General features: G+C 76.0%; 15 protein-coding genes and 1 pseudogene. 8 read left to right on the plus strand and 8 right to left on the minus strand.

Translation table 11 applies throughout. The annotated features are described in order from the left end of the window. Positions 1-127 precede the first annotated feature (127 nt). The gene (locus J5O08_RS02625) at positions 128-838 is read left to right on the plus strand and encodes a TetR/AcrR family transcriptional regulator (RefSeq protein ID WP_218705298.1); all 711 of its coding nucleotides are present in this window, start codon (positions 128-130) and stop codon (positions 836-838) included. Positions 839-883: 45 nt separating this feature from the next. Then, positions 884-3,016 (plus strand): acyl-CoA dehydrogenase, encoded by a 2,133-nt coding sequence (locus J5O08_RS02630; protein WP_218705300.1) that lies wholly within the window; start codon positions 884-886, stop codon positions 3,014-3,016. A gap of 118 nt (positions 3,017-3,134) precedes the next feature. Here the strand turns inward: J5O08_RS02630 and J5O08_RS02635 are convergent, their stop codons facing one another. From J5O08_RS02635 to J5O08_RS21495, 6 genes and pseudogenes are all read right to left on the minus strand, one after another. After that, entirely contained in the window at positions 3,135-3,935 is an 801-nt protein-coding gene (locus J5O08_RS02635) for an ABC transporter ATP-binding protein (RefSeq protein WP_218705302.1), read from the minus strand. Then, positions 3,932-4,765, minus strand: a complete 834-nt coding sequence (locus tag J5O08_RS02640) for an ABC transporter ATP-binding protein (protein ID WP_218705304.1) — start codon at positions 4,763-4,765, stop codon at positions 3,932-3,934. Before J5O08_RS02640 ends, J5O08_RS02635 begins: the two co-directional genes overlap by 4 nt. Then, positions 4,762-5,676 (minus strand): ABC transporter permease, encoded by a 915-nt coding sequence (locus tag J5O08_RS02645; protein ID WP_218705306.1) that lies wholly within the window; start codon positions 5,674-5,676, stop codon positions 4,762-4,764. The genes J5O08_RS02640 and J5O08_RS02645 overlap by 4 nt, the downstream gene beginning before the upstream one ends. A gap of 52 nt (positions 5,677-5,728) precedes the next feature. Next, positions 5,729-6,685 (minus strand): ABC transporter permease, encoded by a 957-nt coding sequence (locus J5O08_RS02650; protein WP_147794573.1) that lies wholly within the window; start codon positions 6,683-6,685, stop codon positions 5,729-5,731. A gap of 4 nt (positions 6,686-6,689) precedes the next feature. Then, a pseudogene (locus J5O08_RS02655) lies at positions 6,690-7,996 on the minus strand (ABC transporter substrate-binding protein). Between the two features lie 637 nt (positions 7,997-8,633). Continuing rightward, entirely contained in the window at positions 8,634-9,464 is an 831-nt protein-coding gene (locus J5O08_RS21495) for a DUF2599 domain-containing protein (RefSeq protein ID WP_308281288.1), read from the minus strand. A gap of 169 nt (positions 9,465-9,633) precedes the next feature. Between J5O08_RS21495 and purL the strand changes: the two genes are divergently transcribed. After that, positions 9,634-12,045 (plus strand): phosphoribosylformylglycinamidine synthase subunit PurL, encoded by a 2,412-nt coding sequence (purL, locus tag J5O08_RS02665; protein WP_218705307.1) that lies wholly within the window; start codon positions 9,634-9,636, stop codon positions 12,043-12,045. A 134-nt stretch (positions 12,046-12,179) separates the two neighbouring features. After that, positions 12,180-13,316, plus strand: a complete 1,137-nt coding sequence (gene rsgA, locus J5O08_RS02670; protein ID WP_218705309.1) for a ribosome small subunit-dependent GTPase A — start codon at positions 12,180-12,182, stop codon at positions 13,314-13,316. Between the two features lie 111 nt (positions 13,317-13,427). Here the strand turns inward: rsgA and J5O08_RS02675 are convergent, their stop codons facing one another. Continuing rightward, complete coding sequence (locus J5O08_RS02675; RefSeq protein ID WP_218705311.1) at positions 13,428-13,586, minus strand: hypothetical protein; 159 nt, start codon at positions 13,584-13,586, stop codon at positions 13,428-13,430. An 86-nt stretch (positions 13,587-13,672) separates the two neighbouring features. Here J5O08_RS02675 and J5O08_RS02680 point away from each other — a divergent pair, with 86 nt between their 5' ends. Next, positions 13,673-14,053: a sterol carrier family protein gene (locus tag J5O08_RS02680; protein ID WP_218705313.1), complete on the plus strand. Its 381-nt coding sequence runs from the start codon at positions 13,673-13,675 to the stop codon at positions 14,051-14,053. An 86-nt stretch (positions 14,054-14,139) separates the two neighbouring features. On the opposite strand, the gene J5O08_RS02685 is transcribed toward J5O08_RS02680, so the two are convergent. After that, a complete protein-coding gene (locus J5O08_RS02685; protein WP_218705314.1) occupies positions 14,140-14,802 on the minus strand; it encodes a YigZ family protein in 663 nt (220 codons plus the stop codon). Between the two features lie 45 nt (positions 14,803-14,847). Here J5O08_RS02685 and J5O08_RS20685 point away from each other — a divergent pair, with 45 nt between their 5' ends. The 3 genes from J5O08_RS20685 to purM all read left to right on the plus strand — a co-directional run bounded on the left by J5O08_RS20685 (position 14,848) and on the right by purM (position 18,114). Next, positions 14,848-15,336 (plus strand): histidine kinase, encoded by a 489-nt coding sequence (locus J5O08_RS20685; RefSeq protein WP_255589167.1) that lies wholly within the window; start codon positions 14,848-14,850, stop codon positions 15,334-15,336. A 115-nt stretch (positions 15,337-15,451) separates the two neighbouring features. Beyond that, positions 15,452-17,002 carry an amidophosphoribosyltransferase gene (purF, locus tag J5O08_RS02695; RefSeq protein WP_147794567.1) on the plus strand — a complete coding sequence of 517 codons (1,551 nt, stop codon included), beginning with the start codon at positions 15,452-15,454 and terminating at the stop codon, positions 17,000-17,002. Next, positions 16,999-18,114, plus strand: a complete 1,116-nt coding sequence (gene purM / locus J5O08_RS02700; RefSeq protein WP_218705315.1) for a phosphoribosylformylglycinamidine cyclo-ligase — start codon at positions 16,999-17,001, stop codon at positions 18,112-18,114. The genes purF and purM overlap by 4 nt, the downstream gene beginning before the upstream one ends. Positions 18,115-18,222 lie beyond the last annotated feature (108 nt).

An 18,222-nucleotide genomic window follows, 5' to 3' on the forward strand; every position in this document is an offset into this window, starting at 1 on the left:
TCCCGCATCGTCGTCGATCAGGGTGGTGCCGGGTCGGGTGCTGCCCGCTGCGGCCGGGGAAAGTCGGGACCTCGGTCCCTTGCAGCAACGGTGCCCGAAACTCACAGTACCTGATACCGTCGGTTCTGTGACCCCGATCACCCGCGCACCGTCGACGGCGACGGACGACGGCCGGTCGACCCGGTGGGAGGACCACCGCGAGGCCCGCCGCGCCGAGCTCGTGCGCGTCGCGCGCAAGGTGGTGCACCACGGCGGCCCGGACGTGTCGATGGACGACATCGCGGCGGCCGCCGGCACCTCGAAGTCGATCGTCTACCGGTACTTCACCGACAAGGACGGGCTGCAGCTCGCGGTCGCCGCGGCGGTGGTCGCCGACATCCGGGACGCCCTGGACGCGGCCGCGGCGGGGGCGGCCGGGCCGCGCGACGCCCTGCGCGGGATGGTCGACACCTACCTGTCGATGATCGAGTCCTCGCCGCACGTCTACGCGTTCGTGACCCGCGGCGGCTCCGTGGGCCACTTCCTCGACTCGGTCACCGAGCTGGTGGCAGCGCCGTTCGTGCGGGCGCTGGAGGAGGGGCCCGGCGCCACGGCCGACCCCGCCGACGCGGCCTGGACGCGGCTGTGGGCCGCCGGCGCCGTCGGGTTCGTGCGGGGCGCGGGTGAGCGCTGGCTCGCGGCGCCCGGCACCCCGGGCGCCGGCCGCGAGGACCGCGAGGACGTCGCCACCCGCGTCGCCGCGTGGCTCTGGGCCGGGCCGGTCGGCGCCCGAACCCGCGAGCAGGCCGGCCGCGCCGAGCCCGCACCGCAGCGAGACCAGCACCACCCGCAGCACTGATCCACCCCGTGCGTCGACGGCGACGCACCGACGGAGGGAACGCGCATGACGACCACCGCACCGACCCCGGCCACGACCCCCGGCCCGGCGGTGACGACCCCGACCGCGACCGTCCGGCCCACCGGCGCCGGCCACCCGCACGGCCGGAAGCACGCGGACCCGCGCGTGGACGTGCCCCGGCTGACCGACGTGCTGCTCGGCCGGTACGCCGACCTGCGCCGCGGCGCGCGCGACGTGGTCGCGCAGCCGCGGTTCCAGCGCGTCGAGGGGCTGCCCGTCCCCGAGCACCGGGCCCGGGTGCTCGACCAGCTCCGCACCCTCGCGGCCGAGGGCGACGTCCTGCGCGCCTTCCCCGCGCGGCTCGGCGGCGCCGACGACCACGGCGGCAGCCTGGCCCGGTTCGAGGAGCTGGTCGCGGCGGACCCGTCGCTGCAGATCAAGGCCGGCGTGCAGTGGGGCCTGTACGCGTCGGCGATCCTGCACCTCGGCACCGAGCGGCACCACGACCGGCTGCTGCCCGGCGCGATGTCGGTCGACGTGCCCGGAGCGTTCGCGATGACGGAGACCGGCCACGGCTCGGACGTCGCCAGCATCGGCACCACCGCGACGTACGACCCTGCGACCGAGGAGTTCGTGCTCCACACGCCGTACCGGGCGGCGTGGAAGGACTACCTCGGCAACGCGGGCCAGCACGGCACCGCGGCGGTGGTGTTCGCGCAGCTCGTGTCGCAGGGCCCGGACGACCCGCGGCCCGTGAACCACGGGGTGCACGCGTTCCACGTGCCGATCCGCGACGCCGCGACGGGGGAGTTCCTGCCGGGCGTCGGCGGCGAGGACGACGGCCTCAAGGGCGGGCTGAACGGCATCGACAACGGCCGGCTGTGGTTCGACCACGTGCGGGTCCCGCGGGCCGACCTGCTCGACCGGTACGGCTCGGTCGCCGCGGACGGGTCGTACTCGTCCCCGATCGCCAGCCCGGGGCGCCGGTTCTTCACCATGCTCGGCACGCTCGTGCAGGGGCGGGTCTCCCTCGACGGCGCGGCGGTGAACGCGGCCAAGCTCGGCCTGGTCGTCGCGGTGACCTACGGCAACCAGCGCCGGCAGTTCGCCGGGGCGTCCCCGACCGACGAAGTGGTCCTGCTCGACTACGGCGAGCACCGCCGCCGGCTGCTGCCGCTGCTCGCCGAGACCTACGCCGCGACGTTCGCGCACGAGCACCTGCTCCCCGCGTTCGACGACGTGTTCTCCGGCCGGGACGACACCCCGGACTCCCGGGAGGAGCTCGAGACCCTCGCGGCGGCGCTCAAGCCGACGTCGACCTGGCACGCGCTGCGCACCCTGCAGACGTGCCGGGAGGCGTGCGGCGGCGCGGGCTTCCTCATCGCCAACCGGCTGACCTCGCTGCGCGCCGACCTCGACGTCTACGTGACGTTCGAGGGCGACAACACCGTGCTCTACCAGCTCGTGGGCAAGCGGCTGCTCGCCCGGTACGCCGCGCAGGTCGGCGGCGACCCGGCCGTCATGGCGCGGCTGGTGGCGGGCAAGGCGGCGGACGCCGCGCTGCACCGGATGCCGCTGGCCCGCGCCGTGCAGACCCTGGTCGACGCGGGCGACGCACGGCGGTCGGCCGGGCAGCTCCGCGACCCGCACACCCAGCGGGACCTCCTGGCGGACCGGGTGGCGACGATGGTGGCCGAGCTCGCCCAGGCGCTGCGCCCGGCCCGGCGCGCCACCCCCGAGGTCGCGGCGGAGCTGTTCGACGCGCACCAGCACGAGCTCGTCGAGGCGGCCCGCGCGCACGCCGAGCTGCTGCAGTGGGAGGCGTTCACCCGGGCGCTCGACGCGGTGCCCGACGCCGGCACCCGCCAGGTGCTCACCCGGCTGCGGGACCTGTTCGGGCTCACCGTCATCGAGCGGAACCTCGCCTGGTACCTGGTGAACGGGCGGCTGTCCGCGGGGCGGGCGCGCACGGTGACGTCCTACATCGAGCGGCTGCTCCTGCGGCTGCGGCCGCACGCGCAGGACCTGGTCGACGCGTTCGGGTACGCCCCGGAGCACGTGCGCGCCGAGATCGCGTCGGGGGCCGAGGCCGCGCGGCAGGCGGAGGCGCGCGAGGCGCAGCGCGCGGCGCGGGCGTCGGGGACGGAGCCGGTGCCGGAGCCGAAGCCGGCGCGCTGACGCCCGGCAGGGAGCGGGAGCAGCCCGGGGGCCCACCCGACCCACGGTGGAAGGTTCTGGCGGACACGCCCGGGGCGTGTCCGGCAGAACCTTCCACTCGAGAGTCGTGCCCCGGGGCTCAGGACACCGGGAGCTGCGGCACCGCCGCCAGGAGCCGGCGGGTGTACGCCTCCTGCGGGTCCGCCAGCAGCGACGCCGCCGGCCCCTCCTCGACGACCCGCCCGTGGTGCAGCACGACGGTCCGCTCGCACAGCCGCCCGACGATGGCGATGTCGTGCGACACCAGCACGAGCGTCAGCCCCTGCTCCGTCGCGAGCCGCTGCAGCAGGTCGACGACCTGGCCCCGCACCGACACGTCGAGCGCCGACACGGGCTCGTCGGCGACCAGCACCGACGGCCGGGGCGCCAGGGCCCGGGCGATCGCGATGCGCTGCCGCTGCCCGCCGGAGAACTGCGCCGGGTACCGGGACGCGACGTCCGGGTCGAGGCCGACCGCGGCCAGCACCTCGGCGACCCGCTCCCGGTGGTCGCCCGGGACCCTGAGCGAGCGCAGCGGCTCCGCCACGACGGCGCCGACCCGCATCCGCGGGTCGAGCGAGGACCGCGGGTCCTGGAACACCGGCTGGACGTCGGCGCGCAGCCGGCGGAGCAGGTGGCGGTCGCGGCGCACCAGCGGCTCGCCGCGGTACCGGACCTCGCCGGAGGTCGGGGTGTCCAGCGCGAGCAGCTGGCGCAGCAGGGTCGACTTCCCGGAGCCGGACTCGCCGACGATGCCGACGCTGCGGCCGGCCTCGACGCGCACGGAGACGCCGTCGAGCGCGCGGGTGGCGCCGAACGTGCGGACCACGTCGACGGCCTCGAGCACGGGCGCGGCGGGGGCGTCCGGCGCGCCGGCCGGGGTCGGGACGGTCGCGGTCATCGGGCCGCCTCCTCGTGCGTCGCGGCACCCGCCGCAGGCCCGCCGCCCGGCAGCCCCGTCACGGCCCGCGCCGCACCGACCAGTTCCCGCGTGTACGCGGCCTCGCCCCCGGCCAGCGCCGCGGCGACCGACGTGTGCTCGACCACCCGGCCGTCGCGCATGACCACCAGGTCCCGCGCGACGCGGGCCACCACGGGCAGGTCGTGCGTGACGAAGACGAGCGCGACGCCGGTCCGGTCGACGAGGTCGTCGAGCAGGTCGAGCACCTCGGCCTGGACGGTCACGTCGAGCGCGGTCGTCGGCTCGTCCGCCAGCAGCACGCGCGGCTCGCAGGCGAGCGCCATCGCCAGGGCGACCCGCTGCCGCTGCCCGCCGGACAGCTGCCACGGGTAGGAGCCGAGGATGCGCTCGGTGTCGTCGAGGTGCACGAGCCGGGCCAGCCGGGCGGCCTCGTCCCGCGCCGCCGCGCCGCGCAGCCCGCGGTGCAGCCGCAGCGGGCCGGTGATCTGCCGGCCGACGGTCATCAGCGGGTCGAGCGCGGTCAGCGGCTCCTGGAACACCATCGCGACCTGCCCGCCGCGGACCCGGGCCAGCCGCCGCGGGGGCAGCGTCAGCAGGTCCTCGCCGTCGAGCAGGACGCGACCGGTGGCCCGCATCCCCTCGGGCAGCAGGCCGAGCACGGCCAGGGCGGTCATCGACTTGCCGGAGCCGGACTCGCCGACGACGCCGAGCCGGCCGCCGGCGTCCAGCGACCAGGAGACGCCGTCGAGGATCCGGCGCCCGGTCGAGGTGGTGACGGTCAGCTCCTCGACGGACAGGAGGGCGGTCATCGGTCACCTCGCAGGTTGGGGTCGGTGCGCTCGCGGACGCCGTCGCCGAGCAGGTTCAGCCCGAGCACGGCGACCACGATCGCGACGCCGGGCAGGATCGCGCCCCACGGCTGGACGAGCATGGTCGACTGCGCCTCCTGGAGCAGCCGGCCCCAGGACGCGTTGGGCGGCGGGGCGCCCAGGCCGAGGTAGGACAGCGACGCCTCGGCGAGCACCGCGCCGCCGCCGAGCAGCATCAGCTGCACCAGCAGGGTCGGCCAGACGTTCGGCACGACGTGCCGCAGCACGGCGCCCCACCAGCCGGTGCCCGCGGCGTGCGCGGCGGTGACGTAGTCCTCGCGCAGCACCCGGGCGACGTTGACCCGGGTGACCCGTGCGATGACGGCGGACCCGGAGATGCCGATGGCCCAGATCGCCGACGACAGCGAGGCGCCGCGCACCGTGACGATGAGCATGGCGAGCAGCAGCGTGGGGAAGGCGATCAGCAGGTCGACCCCCGAGAGCAGCGTGACGTCGACCCAGCGCCGGGTGGCGCCGGCCAGCACGCCGACCGCGACGCCGAGCACCCCGGCGACGAGCATCGAGGCGACGGCGACGACCAGGGCGTTGCCCGCGCCGGTCATCAGCTGGGACAGCAGGTCGCGGCCGAGGCGGTCGGTGCCGCCCCAGTGCGCGGCGCTCGGGCCGGCCAGGCGCTCGCCGGTGCCGGTGTCGTCGAGGGCGTAGGGGGTCCAGAACAGCGACACCAGACCGACCAGGGCGACGAGGCCGACCAGGACGGCGCCGACGACGAGCGACGGGGGCAGGCGGCGGGCGCCGCGGGCACGCCCGGTCGCGGGGGTCTCCGGCGTGGCGCCGGGCGCCTCGACGCCCCGCGCGACCGGGGTGGTGGTCGTGAGCTCGCCGGTCATGCTGGGGCCCCCGCGAGATCGGGAGCGGAGCGAGCGATGTCGTGGGGTGTGCTCATGCCGTCACCTCCGCCGTCCGCAGCCGCGGGTCGATGGCGCGCTGCCCGAGATCGACCAGCGCGTTCATGATCAGCACGATCGCGGTCAGCCCCAGCACGAGCGCCTGCACCACCGGCAGGTCGCGGGAGGTCACCGAGTCGAGCAGCAGCGTGCCCAGCCCGGGGAGGGCGAACACGTTCTCGATCACGACGGCGCCGAGCAGCGAGGTCGCCAGCTCGATGCCGAGGATCGACACGACGGGCACGGCCGCGTTGCGCAACCCGTGCCGCGCCAGCGCGTGCCACCGGCCGTAGCCGAGGGACCGCGCGGTGCGCAGGTAGTCCTGGTCCAGCACGTCGAGGGTCGCGGACCGCACGTACCGGACCATGACCGCCGACATGGCGATCGCCACGGTCACCACCGGCAGCACCAGCGACCGCACCGCGGCGGCGGGGTCGTCCCAGCCGGTGCGCGGGAAGCCGCCCGCCGGCAGCCACCGGGCCTGCAGGGCGAGCACGAGCACGAGCAGCACGCCCACCCAGAACACCGGCACCGCGACGCCGAGCTGGGAGACGGCCGACACCGCGACCCCGACCGGCCCGCGCCGGTGCACCGCGGCGATCACGCCGAGGGGCACCGACACGAGCACGGCCAGGACGAACGCCGACAGGCTGAGCGGCACCGTGATGGGCAGCTTCTGCGTGATCAGGTCGGCCACGGGGAGCCGCGACACGAACGACGTGCCGAGGTCCCCGCGGACGATCTGCCCGAGCCACTGCACGTACTGCGTCACCACCGGCTGGTCCGTCCCGAGCTCCGAGCGGAGCTGGTCGAGCTGGTCCGTGGTGGTGCCCACGCCCAGGGTCGCGCCCGCGGCGTCGCCCGGCAGCAGCCGGAGCACGACGAACACGACCACGCTGGCCAGGACGAGGGAGATCAGCAGGGCGCCGATCCGCAGCAGTGCAGCACGCACGGTGTCAGGACTCCCGGACGATGTCGGCGACGTAGAACGACTCGGTCACCTGGTCGACGGGGAAGCCGGTGACGTCGGAGCGGGCGACGCGGATCTGCGGGTCCAGGTACAGCCAGGCGGACGCCGCCTCCTCGCCGATGGTCTCGTTGACCTGCTTCAGCAGGTCGACCTGCTCGGCCTCGGTGCTCGCCTCGTCGGCCTGGGCGACCCACTCCTGCACCTGCGGGTTGTCGTAGCCCCAGTAGAAGTCGGGGTTCGCGTACCAGAGCACGTCGCGCGGGTTCACGTGGCCCATGAGCGTGGTCTGGAAGTCGTGGTCCGTGTAGACCTTCTGGTACCAGGTCGCGTCGTCGATCGGGTTCGGGGTCAGCGTGACGCCCACCGCGGCGAGGTTCTTGGTGAGCAGCGCGAGGATCGCCTCGGTGGTGTCGTCCGGGATGTAGTCCACGGAGATCTCCAGGTCGGTGACGCCTGCCTCGTCGAGGAGCGCCTGCGCGGCCTCCGGGTCGTAGCCGTGCACGTCGGCCTGGTCGACGAACCACGGGTCCGTCGGCGGGACCATCGAGCCGATGACCTGGCCGTAGCCGTCCCAGACCGCCGACAGGATCGCGTCGCGGTCGATCGCCTTGTAGAGCGCCTGGCGGACGCGGACGTCGCTGAACGGCGCCTCGCGGTCGTTGAACGCCCAGAGCTGCTGGTCGAGGTGCCCTCGGTGATCGTGAAGTCCGGGTTGTCCTCGAACTGCACGAGCTGGTCGGGGGAGTCCTCCGCGATGACCAGGTCCAGGTCGCCGGTGAGCAGCGCGTTGTTCAGCGCGGTGGTGTCCTGGAAGAACCGGAACGTCACGCCGGCGTTCTTGGCGGGCTCGCCCCAGTAGCCGTCGAACTTCTCGATCGTCAGGTGGTCGCCCTGCACCCACTCGACGAACCGGTAGGGGCCGGTGCCGTTGTCGCTGGTCAGCTCCGTGTCGCCGTCCTTCACGATCGTGACGGAGGCGAGGTAGAACGTCAGGCCCTGCGACGGGCGGGACAGGTCGAGCTCGACGGTGGCGTCGTCGACCGCGGTGGCCTGCTGGATGACGAGCAGGTCGCTCTTGCGGGCGGACTTCGACTCCGGGCCGATCGCCTCGGAGATGCTCCACACCACGTCGTCCGCGGTCAGCGGCGTGCCGTCGTGGAAGGTCACGTCCGGCTGCAGGTGGAAGGTGTACGTCAGGCCGTCGTCCGACACGTCCCAGGACTCGGCGAGCGTCGGGATGACCTGCCCGTCCACGTCCACCGAGGTCAGGCCCTCGAAGACGTTGCGGGTCATGGTCTGCGAGACGCCGGACGAGCCGCCGACGTTGCGGACGAGCCCGGTGGGCTCGTTGGTGGAGCCGATGACGATCTCGGCCGAGGCGTCGGGCGTGCCCGAGGCGGCGGACGAGTCGCCGCCGGAGCCCGAGCCGGAGCCGCAGGCGGCCAGCGCCAGGGCGGCGGCGACGGCCAGGGCGGCGCCGAGCGGGGCGCGGCGGGAGCGACGGGTGCTCACGGGGGTGTCCTTCCGGGAGGGCCGCGCGGCGGTGTGCCGCGCGAGGGGGATGGGCGTGCGTCCGGGCGCCGGGCGGGCTGCCCGCGGCCGGGTGCGTGCGTCGGCGCCGCGGCTCCCCGGTGGACCGGAACCAGACCGGTGGGTCGGGAATTCCCGGGACGGGGTGGCGCGACGGGCGCGTGGGGACGGAGCGGGCTCCGGTCGGCGGTGCCGGTGCGGCGGCGCGCCGGGCGCGTCAGGGACGCGCGGGCGTCAGGGACGCGGGGCGCTCAGCGACGACAACAGCACGCGGCGGTCGACGCGGGTCGACAGGCGCGGGTTCGTGCGGGGAGGGTCGTCTGGCGCATGATGCGGATGACTGTAGCAACAACCGACCGCGGGTCGGGACGGGCGGTCCGACATGCGGGCGCGCAGGCCGTCAGGACGGGTTGCAGAGCGCCGCGATCGTCTCCAGCAGGCCCACGTCCGGCCGCCACGGCTCCAGGTTCCAGGTGGCCTTGTCGGGCGCGCCGATCAGGTGGCAGGTGAGCTGGTCGCGGACGTTCTGCGCGTCCGCCTCGGGCTCGGCGGCGACCAGCGCGGACCACACCGCCTCCTCGGCGGCCAGGCTGCCGCGGCGCGCCCACGCGGCGGGCTCGACGGCGAGCGACCGGCCGCCCTCGTCGGCCAGGTCGCGCCAGGTCGCGTCGAGCACGGCCGTCGCCGCGAACGTCGCGGTGACCGTCCCGCCCGCGGCGCCCGACCCGGCGGTGCCCTCCGCGAGCCAGGTGACCGCGCCGTCGTCGGCGGTGCGGACCCGGACCGTGCGGCCGGCGGGGTCGTCCAGCAGCGGGGCGGTGAGCCCGGCCAGCACCGCCCCGTCGGCGCCGCGGACCACGGCGGACAGGTCGTCGAGCACGTCGATCGTGCCGCCCTCCGGGGGCGCGAGCGTCGCGACGGTGACCAGCGTCGCGGCGGCGGCGTCGGCCGGGACGGCGACCGCCAGCAGCACGGCGTCGTCCTCCGCGGGCGTCGCCGTGGGCGGGCCGCCCGGGGCCAGCACGGACAGCGTGACGGTGCCCGAGGCGACGGCGGTGCCGTCGGCACGGACGGCGGCCGCGTCGGGGGAGGCCCCGCCGTCGGGGGAGGACGCGGTGGTGGCCGGCGCGGGCGCGGTCGGACCCGGGGCACGGTCCGCGGTGCACCCGGCGAGCAGCAGCGCCCCGAGCAGGGCGGCGGCCGGCAGGGCCAGGAGGGCGCGTCGCGTCACCGCGCCATTGTGACGGCACGCACCCGCCACCCACCGCCGCCCGCCGGGCGGGCGTACGGGGCGCGTCCGGCACCCGGGTAACCTGGGTCACGTCTGCCGATGCCCGCCCGCCGCCGCCGGCCCGGTCCCCCGACCGCCGCACGCGCGGGCGCCCAGCCCGAGGGATTCGATGACCAGCGCGCCCACCTCGCAGCACACCGCCGAGCCCTCGTCGTCGGGGCAGTCCGACACCGTGGAGCACGCCGCGGCCACCCCCGACCAGGAGCAGCCGTTCGCGGAGCTCGGCCTCAAGCCGGACGAGTACCAGCGGATCCGCGACATCCTCGGCCGCCGCCCCACGGCCGCCGAGCTCGCCATGTACTCCGTCATGTGGTCGGAGCACTGCTCGTACAAGTCGAGCAAGACCCATCTGCGCAAGTTCGGCGAGCGCGTCACGCCGGAGATGACCGAGCACCTGCTCGTCGGCATCGGCGAGAACGCCGGCGTCGTCGACATCGGCGACGGCTGGGCCGTGACGTTCAAGGTCGAGTCGCACAACCACCCGTCGTACGTCGAGCCGTACCAGGGCGCCGCGACCGGCGTCGGCGGCATCGTCCGCGACATCATCTCGATGGGCGCGCGCCCGGTCGCGGTCATGGACCAGCTGCGGTTCGGCGCCGTGGACCACCCCGACACCGCCCGCGTCGTGCACGGCGTGGTCTCCGGCGTCGGCGGGTACGGCAACTCGCTCGGCCTGCCGAACATCGGCGGCGAGCTCGTCTTCGACGCCTCCTACCAGGGCAACCCGCTGGTCAACGCGCTCTGCCTCGGCGTCCTGCGGCACGAGGACATCCACCTGGCCAACGCCTCGGGCGTCGGCAACAAGGTCGTGCTGTTCGGCGCGCGCACCGGCGGCGACGGCATCGGCGGCGCCTCGATCCTGGCCTCGGAGACCTTCGACGACACCAAGCCGTCGAAGCGCCCGAGCGTCCAGGTCGGCGACCCGTTCATGGAGAAGGTGCTCATCGAGTGCTGCCTGGAGCTGTACGCGGCCCGCGTGGTCGAGGGCATCCAGGACCTCGGCGCGGCCGGCATCTCCTGCGCGACCTCCGAGCTCGCGTCCAACGGCGACGGCGGCATGCACGTCGACCTCGAGAACGTGCTGCTGCGCGACCCGACCCTGACCGCCGGCGAGATCCTCATGTCGGAGTCGCAGGAGCGGATGATGGCGGTCGTCACGCCGGAGAAGCTCGACGAGTTCCTGGCCATCACCGGGAAGTGGGACGTCGAGACCGCGGTGATCGGCGAGGTCACCGGCACCGGCCGCCTCACGATCGACCACCACGGGCAGCGGATCGTCGACGTCGACCCGAAGACCGTCGCGCACGAGGGCCCGGTCTACGACCGCCCGTACTCCCGCCCGGAGTGGCAGGACGGCCTGGTCGCGGACTCGGTCAGCACGCCCGAGGGCGCCCGGCGGTACGCCCGCCCCGAGGGCGGCCCCGCGCTGCGGGCCACCGTGCTGGCGCTGCTCGCGTCGCCGAACCTCGCGTCGAAGTCGTGGGTGACCGACCAGTACGACCGGTTCGTGCAGGGCAACACCGCGCTCGCGCAGCCCGACGACGCCGGCGTGGTCCGCGTCGACGAGTCGACCGGGCTGGGCGTGGCCCTGGCCACCGATGCGAACGGCCGGTACGCCAAGCTCGACCCGTACGCCGGCGCGCAGCTCGCGCTCGCCGAGGCGTACCGGAACGTCGCCGCGTCGGGCGCCAAGCCGCTGGCCGTCACCGACTGCCTCAACTTCGGCAGCCCCGAGGACCCCGCGTCGATGTGGCAGCTCGTGCAGGCGATCGAGGGCCTCGCGGACGCGTGCGCGGTGCTCGGCACCCCGGTCACCGGCGGCAACGTCTCGCTCTACAACGGCACCGGCGAGCCCGGGAAGATCGACTCCGCCATCCACCCGACCCCGGTCGTCGGCGTGCTCGGCGTGATCGACGACGTCGCGGAGGCCACGCCGTCCGGCTGGACCACCGCGGGCCAGTCGGTCTACCTGCTCGGCACGACCCGCGGGGAGCTCGACGGCTCGGCGTGGGCCGACGTCGCGCACGCCCAGCTCGGCGGCACCCCGCCGCGCGTCGACCTGGAGGCCGAGCGGAAGCTCGCGACCGTGCTGGTCCGGGCGTCCCGGGACGACCTGGTCGACGCCGCGCACGACCTGTCCGAGGGCGGGCTCGCGCAGGCGCTCGTCGAGTCCTCGCTGCGGTACGGCGTCGGCGTGCAGGTCGACCTCGCCGCGTTGTGCGAGCGCGATGGCGTCACGCCGTTCGAGGCGCTGTTCTCGGAGTCGACGGCCCGCGCGGTCGTCGCGGTGCCGCGGTCCGAGGCCGTGCGGTTCGAGGACCTCTGCACCGCGCAGGGCGTCCCGGCGCTGGCGATCGGCGTCACGGCCGAGACCTGCAGCCCCGGCGCGGGCGCCCCGACGCAGGACGCCCCGGAGCAGCACGTGCACGCGCCGGCCGTCGAGGTCACGGGCCTGTTCACGCTCCCGCTGGCCGAGGCCCGCGAGGCGCACGAGGCCACCCTCCCGCGCCACTTCGGCTGACGGCTGGTCCCCACCGGGTTCTCGTGTCGCCACCCGATCGATCGGGTGAGGACGCGAGAACCGGGTGGGGTTCCGGCACCCCGGCGCGGGAAAAGCCTCGCGTCCGCGGCGCGGGGGTTCCTACCGTCGTGGGCATGTCCACTCTCGGAGCCGGGTTCCCGGGCGCCGCGGGACGCGTGGTGCGCGTCGACCGCGGGGCCGTGCTCGTGCTGCCCGCGGACGCCGGCGCGGCGGGGGCCACGACCGGCGAGGCGGCGGGCCTCACGGCCGGCGACGTGACGGGGGTGTCGACCGGTACCGCCGCAGCCGGCGCCGAGCCCGTGCGGGTGCCGCTGCCCGGCGAGGGGCTGGTGCCGCTGCTCGACGCCGACGGCGCACCCGGGGACGCGGTGCCGCCGGCGGTGGGCGACCACGCCGTGCTGGGCGCCGGCCCCGACGGCGCTCCGCTGCTCGTCGGCCTCCGCCCGCGCCGCACCGCGGTGGTCCGGGACGGCGCCGACCGCACCTCCCGCGCCCAGGTGCTCGCCGCGAACGTCGACGTCGTGCTCGTCGTCGAGCACCTGGACCCCGACCCGAGCCCCGGGCGCGTCGAGCGGCTGCTGACCCTGGCCTGGCGGTCGGGGGCGACGCCGGTCGTCGTGCTGACCAAGGCCGACCTCGTGCCGGACCCGGACGGGATGGCCGACGAGGTGCGGGCGCTCGCGATCGGCGCCGACGTGCACGCGGTCAGCGTCGCGACCGGGACGGGGCTGGAGCCGGTGCGCGCCCTGCTGGGGCCCGGGCGGACGCTCGTGGTGGTGGGCCCGTCGGGCGCGGGGAAGTCGACGCTGGTGAACGCGCTGGCCGGCGCGGACGTGATGGCGACCGGCGACCGCCGGGCCGACGGGCGCGGGCGGCACACCACCGTGCACCGGGAGCTCGTGCCGCTCGCCGGGGGCGCCTGTCTCATCGACACCCCGGGGCTGCGCGGCGTCGGACTGGTCGCCGACGCCGCGGCGCTGGACGCGACGTTCGCGGACGTGGCCGACCTCGCGGCCGGCTGCCGGTTCGCCGACTGCGCGCACCGCACCGAGCCGGGCTGCGCCGTGCTCGCCGCCGTCGAGGACGGGACGCTCCCCGCGCGACGGCTCGACTCCTGGCGGCGGCTGGCCCGGGAGGCGGCCTACCAGGAGCGCCGTGCGGACGCGGCGCTGGCGGCGGCGGAGCGCAACCGCGTGCGCCGGGCGACGGTGGCGTACCACCGCCTCCAGCAGGGCCGCCCGACGCGCTGACCCGGTGAGGTCGTCACGACCCGGTGCGGTCGTCAGGAACGAGTGACGACCTCACGACGACGGGACGACCTCGCCGGCGCCACCAGCGCGCCCGGTGCCGGCCGCCCGGCGTCAGCCCGCCCGCACCGCCAGCACGATGATCGCGCCCACCGCGGCCAGCCCGGCCGCCGCGGACCCGAGCGCACCCCACAGGGCGGCGCGCGAGGCGTGCGGGCGGGGCTCGGTCGGGGGCACGTCGGTCGTCGTGGGCTCGGCGGGGGTGCGGCTCATGGGCGTCGATCCTGCCACGGGCCCTCCGCCCCCGGGGTCGCGGTCGCGACGGGTGCGCGCCGTCGCGACCGGGGATGATGGGCCGCATGCCTCCCCGTCGCCGCACCGACCCCGCGGTCGGCCGGGCCGCCGTCGCCGCCTGGCGCGCGGACCCGACCGACGTGGCCGCCCGCCGTACCGCCGTCCGGTTCACGTTGGAGGAGCTCGCCGACGTCGCCCCGGGCCACACCGTCGAGGTCCGGGTCCCGCCGGACGGCGCCGTCCAGGCCGTCGAGGGCCCGCGGCACACCCGCGGTACCCCGCCGAACGTCGTGGAGACGGACCCGCAGACCTGGCTCGCCCTCGCGACGGGCGCGGAGTCGTGGCACGAGGCGCTGGCCGCGGGCCGGGTGCACGCCTCGGGCGAGCGCGCCGACCTGGCGGACTGGCTCCCGCTCCAAGCGACCCGCACCCGCACCCGCCTGTAGCACCGCCGAGGTCGAGGGTTTCCCTGCGAGGTCGAGCGGTTGCCGCGGCGCTTAGCCGGCAACCCCTCGACCTCGGCGTGCGGTGGCTAGCGGGAGAGGACGACCGTGGCGCCGCGCTCCGCGCGGAGGGCGCCCGAGGTCGCCGCAGCCAGGGTCGCGTCGAACGCGTCCAGGGCGGGCGGCGGGATCAGGAGGGCGAAGCGGGCCTCCGCGCCGTACGCGACGTCCTCCAGGGCGCCCTCGTGCGCCTCCGCCCAGTCCCGCAGCACCCCGTGCAGCCGGCCGGCGTCGGCGTGCGGGGCGTCGACCGTGACCCGCACCGCGGCGCTGCGCCGGACGAGCCGCGCGCGGTCCAGGGCCTCGGAGGTGGCCGTCGAGTACGCCCGCACCAGGCCGCCCGCGCCGAGCAGCACCCCGCCGAAGTACCGGGACACGACCGCGACCAGGTCGGTGAGCTCCCGGCGGCGCAGCACCTCGAGCATCGGGACGCCCGCGGTGCCGGAGGGCTCGCCGTCGTCGGTCGAGCGCTGCTGCTCGGCGAGCGGCCCCACCGACAGCGCGACGCAGTGGTGCCGGGCGTCCCAGTACCGCTTGCGCGCGGCGGCGACGACGGCGTCCGCCTCCGCCACCGAGGAGACCGGCTGCACCAGGGCGAGGAACCGGGACTTCTTGATGACGAGCTCGTGCTCGACGGCCGCGGCGATGGTGGACGGGTACCGCGGCGCGGGGTCGGCGGCGGGGGAGGGCATCGGCCCGAGCCTAGGCCGTCGGCCGGGAGCACCTAGGATCTGCGGGTGGCCGACACGACCGAACCCGGGCGACCCGACGACGAGCGGGGCGCCGACGCCCCTGCCCCGAGCGAGCCCGCTGCCGGGCCCGACGCCGCGGCGGCCCCGGAGCCGGTCACGGGGGCCGCGACCGAGCCGGCACCCGGCGCCGAGGCGGCCCCGGACCCCGCGGCACCCACGGAGCCAGCGGTCGCGCCGGTGCCCGACGAGGCCGTGCTGGCGCGCGTCGCCGAGCCCGCGCGCGTCCGCCGCGCGCCGAAGATCGGCGCGTTCATCACGGCCGGCGTCCTGCTCGGGGCGCTGATCGGGTTCGTGCTCGCGCAGGTGGCCGCCTCGGGGAGCGGGCTCGCCGAGTCCGACCCGCAGGCGTTCATCGGCTTCCTGGGCGGCCAGGGCGGTGCCCGGGCGGTCTCGGCCTTCATCGGCGCGATCGTCGGGGGGTTCGCCGGGGCGCTCGCCGCGCTCGTCGCGGACCGGCGCAGCCGCCGGCGCTGACCACCGGCCGGCCCGCGGGGAACCGCCGCCGGCACGGCTGCCCGGCCCCGCCGACCCGGGACCGACGTCCCGGTCGCGGCACAGGGCTGCGCGTGGCATGTGTCACCATGGAGTCGTGGCCCCCCGCGGAGACGGCAAGCTCAACCACGACCTCCTGCCGAACGAGAAGGGACCCCAGGACGCGTGCGGCGTGTTCGGGGTCTGGGCTCCCGGCGAGGAGGTCGCCAAGCTCACCTACTTCGGCCTGTACGCGCTGCAGCACCGCGGCCAGGAGTCGGCGGGCATCGCGACGTCGAACGGCGAGCAGCTGCTCGTCTACAAGGACATGGGCCTCGTCTCCCAGGTCTTCGACGAGACGGCGCTGAACGCCCTGCACGGCCACATCGCCGTCGGGCACGCGCGGTACTCGACGACCGGCGGCAGCACGTGGGAGAACGCGCAGCCGACGCTCGGCGCGACGGCCGGCGGCACGGTGGCGCTGGCCCACAACGGCAACCTGACGAACACGGCCGAGCTGGTCGACCTGGTCGCCGAGCGGTACGGCGCGCAGCGGCGCGGCGAGCTCGCGCGCGGCAACACCACGGACACCGCGCTGGTGACGGCGCTGTTCGCGGGCGACCAGGACCACACGCTCGAGGCCACCGCGATGGAGGTGCTCCCGCGGCTGCGCGGCGCCTTCAGCCTGGTGTGGATGGACGAGCACACGCTGTACGCGGCCCGCGACCCGCAGGGTGTCCGCCCGCTCGTGCTGGGCCGGCTGGAGCGGGGCTGGGTCGTCGCGAGCGAGACCCCGGCGCTCGACATCGTGGGCGCGTCCTTCGTCCGGGAGATCGAGCCGGGTGAGCTCGTCGCGATCGACGCGGACGGCCTGCGCACCCAGCGGTTCACCGAGAAGCAGCAGCGCGCGGGCTGCGTGTTCGAGTACGTCTACCTCGCGCGCCCCGACACCACGATCGCCGGCCGCTCCGTGCACGCCGCGCGCGTCGAGATGGGCCGCCGCTTGGCCAAGGAGCACCCGGTCGAGGCCGACCTGGTCATCCCGGTGCCCGAGTCCGGTACCCCGGCGGCGGTCGGCTACGCGCAGGCGTCCGGGATCCCGTTCGGCCAGGGCCTGACCAAGAACGCGTACGTCGGCCGGACGTTCATCCAGCCGTCGCAGACGCTGCGCCAGCTCGGCATCCGGCTCAAGCTCAACCCGCTGCGCGAGGTCATCCGGGGTAAGCGGCTGGTCGTCGTGGACGACTCGATCGTGCGCGGCAACACCCAGCGCGCGCTGATCCGGATGCTCCGCGAGGCGGGCGCCGCCGAGGTGCACGTGCGGATCAGCAGCCCGCCGGTGAAGTGGCCGTGCTTCTACGGCATCGACTTCGCGTCCCGGGCCGAGCTCATCGCGAACGGCCTGGCGGTCGAGGAGATCGGGTCCTCGCTGGGCGCCGACTCGCTCGGCTACATCTCCATGGACGGCATGATCGCCGCCACCGAGCAGCCCGCGGCGCAGCTGTGCACCGCGTGCTTCACCGGGAAGTACCCCATCGAGCTGCCGTCGCAGGACCGGCTCGGCAAGCACCTGCTGGAGCAGAACGAGCTGCCGCTCGGCGCTCCGGAGGACGGACTCGCCACCCTGGTTCCCGGGACCGGTGGCTCGAACGCGCTGGAGCACCCGTGACCGAGGGCATCACCTACGCCGCCGCCGGCGTCGACACCGAGGCGGGCGACAAGGCCGTCGAGCTGATGAAGGACGCCGTCCGCGCGACCCACGGGCCGCAGGTGCTGGGCGGGGTCGGCGGCTTCGCCGGGCTGTTCGACGCCTCGGCGCTCGTCGGCTACCGGCGTCCGCTGCTCGCGACCTCGACCGACGGTGTCGGCACCAAGGTCGCGATCGCCCAGGCGATGGACGTGCACGACACCATCGGGTTCGACCTGGTCGGCATGGTCGTCGACGACATCGTCGTGGTGGGCGCGAAGCCGCTGTTCATGACCGACTACGTCGCGTGCGGCCGGGTCGTCCCGGAGCGCATCGCCGACGTGGTCCGCGGGATCGCGGCGGCCTGCTCGGTCGCCGGCACCGCCCTGGTCGGCGGTGAGACCGCCGAGCACCCGGGCCTGCTGGGCCCCGACGAGTACGACGTGGCCGGCGCGGCGACCGGCGTGGTCGAGGCGGACGCGCTGCTCGGCCCGGAGCGGGTGCGGGCGGGCGACGTGCTGGTGGCGCTCGGGTCGAGCGGCCTGCACTCGAACGGCTACTCGCTGGTGCGCCGCGTCGTCGCGCACGCCGGCTGGTCGCTCGACCGGCACGTACCGGAGCTCGGGCGCACGCTCGGCGAGGAGCTGCTGGAGCCGACCCGCGTCTACGCGTCCGACTGCCTCGCGCTGGTCGAGCGCGCGGGCGGCGCGGTGCACGCGTTCAGCCACGTGACCGGCGGCGGGCTCGCAGCCAACGTCGCGCGGGTGCTGCCCGCCGGCCTGGTCGCGGACGTGCCGCGCGGGTCCTGGACGCTGCCGCCGGTGTTCTCGCTGGTGCAGGCCGCGGGTGCGGTCCCGTGGACGGACCTGGAGCGGACGCTCAACCTCGGTGTGGGCATGGTCGCGATCGTCGACGCCGCGGGCGCGGACGCGGTCGAGCGGCACGCGGCGGAGCTCGGGCTCACGGCGTGGCGGCTCGGCGAGGTGCGGGACCTCACGGCGGCGGACGCCGAGGGCGGCCCGGACCTGGTGGCGGGCACCAAGGGCGTGCAGGGCGGCGCGGTGCGGCTCAGCGGGGAGTACCGCACGGCCTGAGCGGCGGGCGGGACGGCGAGGTCACGCGCCGCGCACGCCGCGCACGGGCGCGTGCCGGGGCAGCGCACGAGCCGGGTCCGCCTGCGACCGTCGAGGACGGTGCGAGGG

The sequence above is a fragment of the Cellulomonas sp. PS-H5 genome, from assembly GCF_019265565.1.
Lineage (GTDB): Bacteria > Actinomycetota > Actinomycetes > Actinomycetales > Cellulomonadaceae > Cellulomonas.

What these genes read in the sequence shown, in the direction of transcription:
- J5O08_RS02630 (WP_218705300.1), top strand. Translation starts at nt 884, where the DNA reads ATGACGACCACCGCACCGACCCCGGCCACGACCCCCGGCCCGGCGGTG.
- J5O08_RS02635 (WP_218705302.1), bottom strand. Translation starts at nt 3,935, where the DNA reads ATGACCGCGACCGTCCCGACCCCGGCCGGCGCGCCGGACGCCCCCGCC.
- J5O08_RS02640 (WP_218705304.1), bottom strand. Translation starts at nt 4,765, where the DNA reads ATGACCGCCCTCCTGTCCGTCGAGGAGCTGACCGTCACCACCTCGACC.
- J5O08_RS02645 (WP_218705306.1), bottom strand. Translation starts at nt 5,676, where the DNA reads ATGACCGGCGAGCTCACGACCACCACCCCGGTCGCGCGGGGCGTCGAG.
- purL (WP_218705307.1), top strand. Translation starts at nt 9,634, where the DNA reads ATGACCAGCGCGCCCACCTCGCAGCACACCGCCGAGCCCTCGTCGTCG.
- rsgA (WP_218705309.1), top strand. Translation starts at nt 12,180, where the DNA reads ATGTCCACTCTCGGAGCCGGGTTCCCGGGCGCCGCGGGACGCGTGGTG.
- J5O08_RS02675 (WP_218705311.1), bottom strand. Translation starts at nt 13,586, where the DNA reads ATGAGCCGCACCCCCGCCGAGCCCACGACGACCGACGTGCCCCCGACC.
- J5O08_RS02680 (WP_218705313.1), top strand. Translation starts at nt 13,673, where the DNA reads ATGCCTCCCCGTCGCCGCACCGACCCCGCGGTCGGCCGGGCCGCCGTC.
- J5O08_RS02685 (WP_218705314.1), bottom strand. Translation starts at nt 14,802, where the DNA reads ATGCCCTCCCCCGCCGCCGACCCCGCGCCGCGGTACCCGTCCACCATC.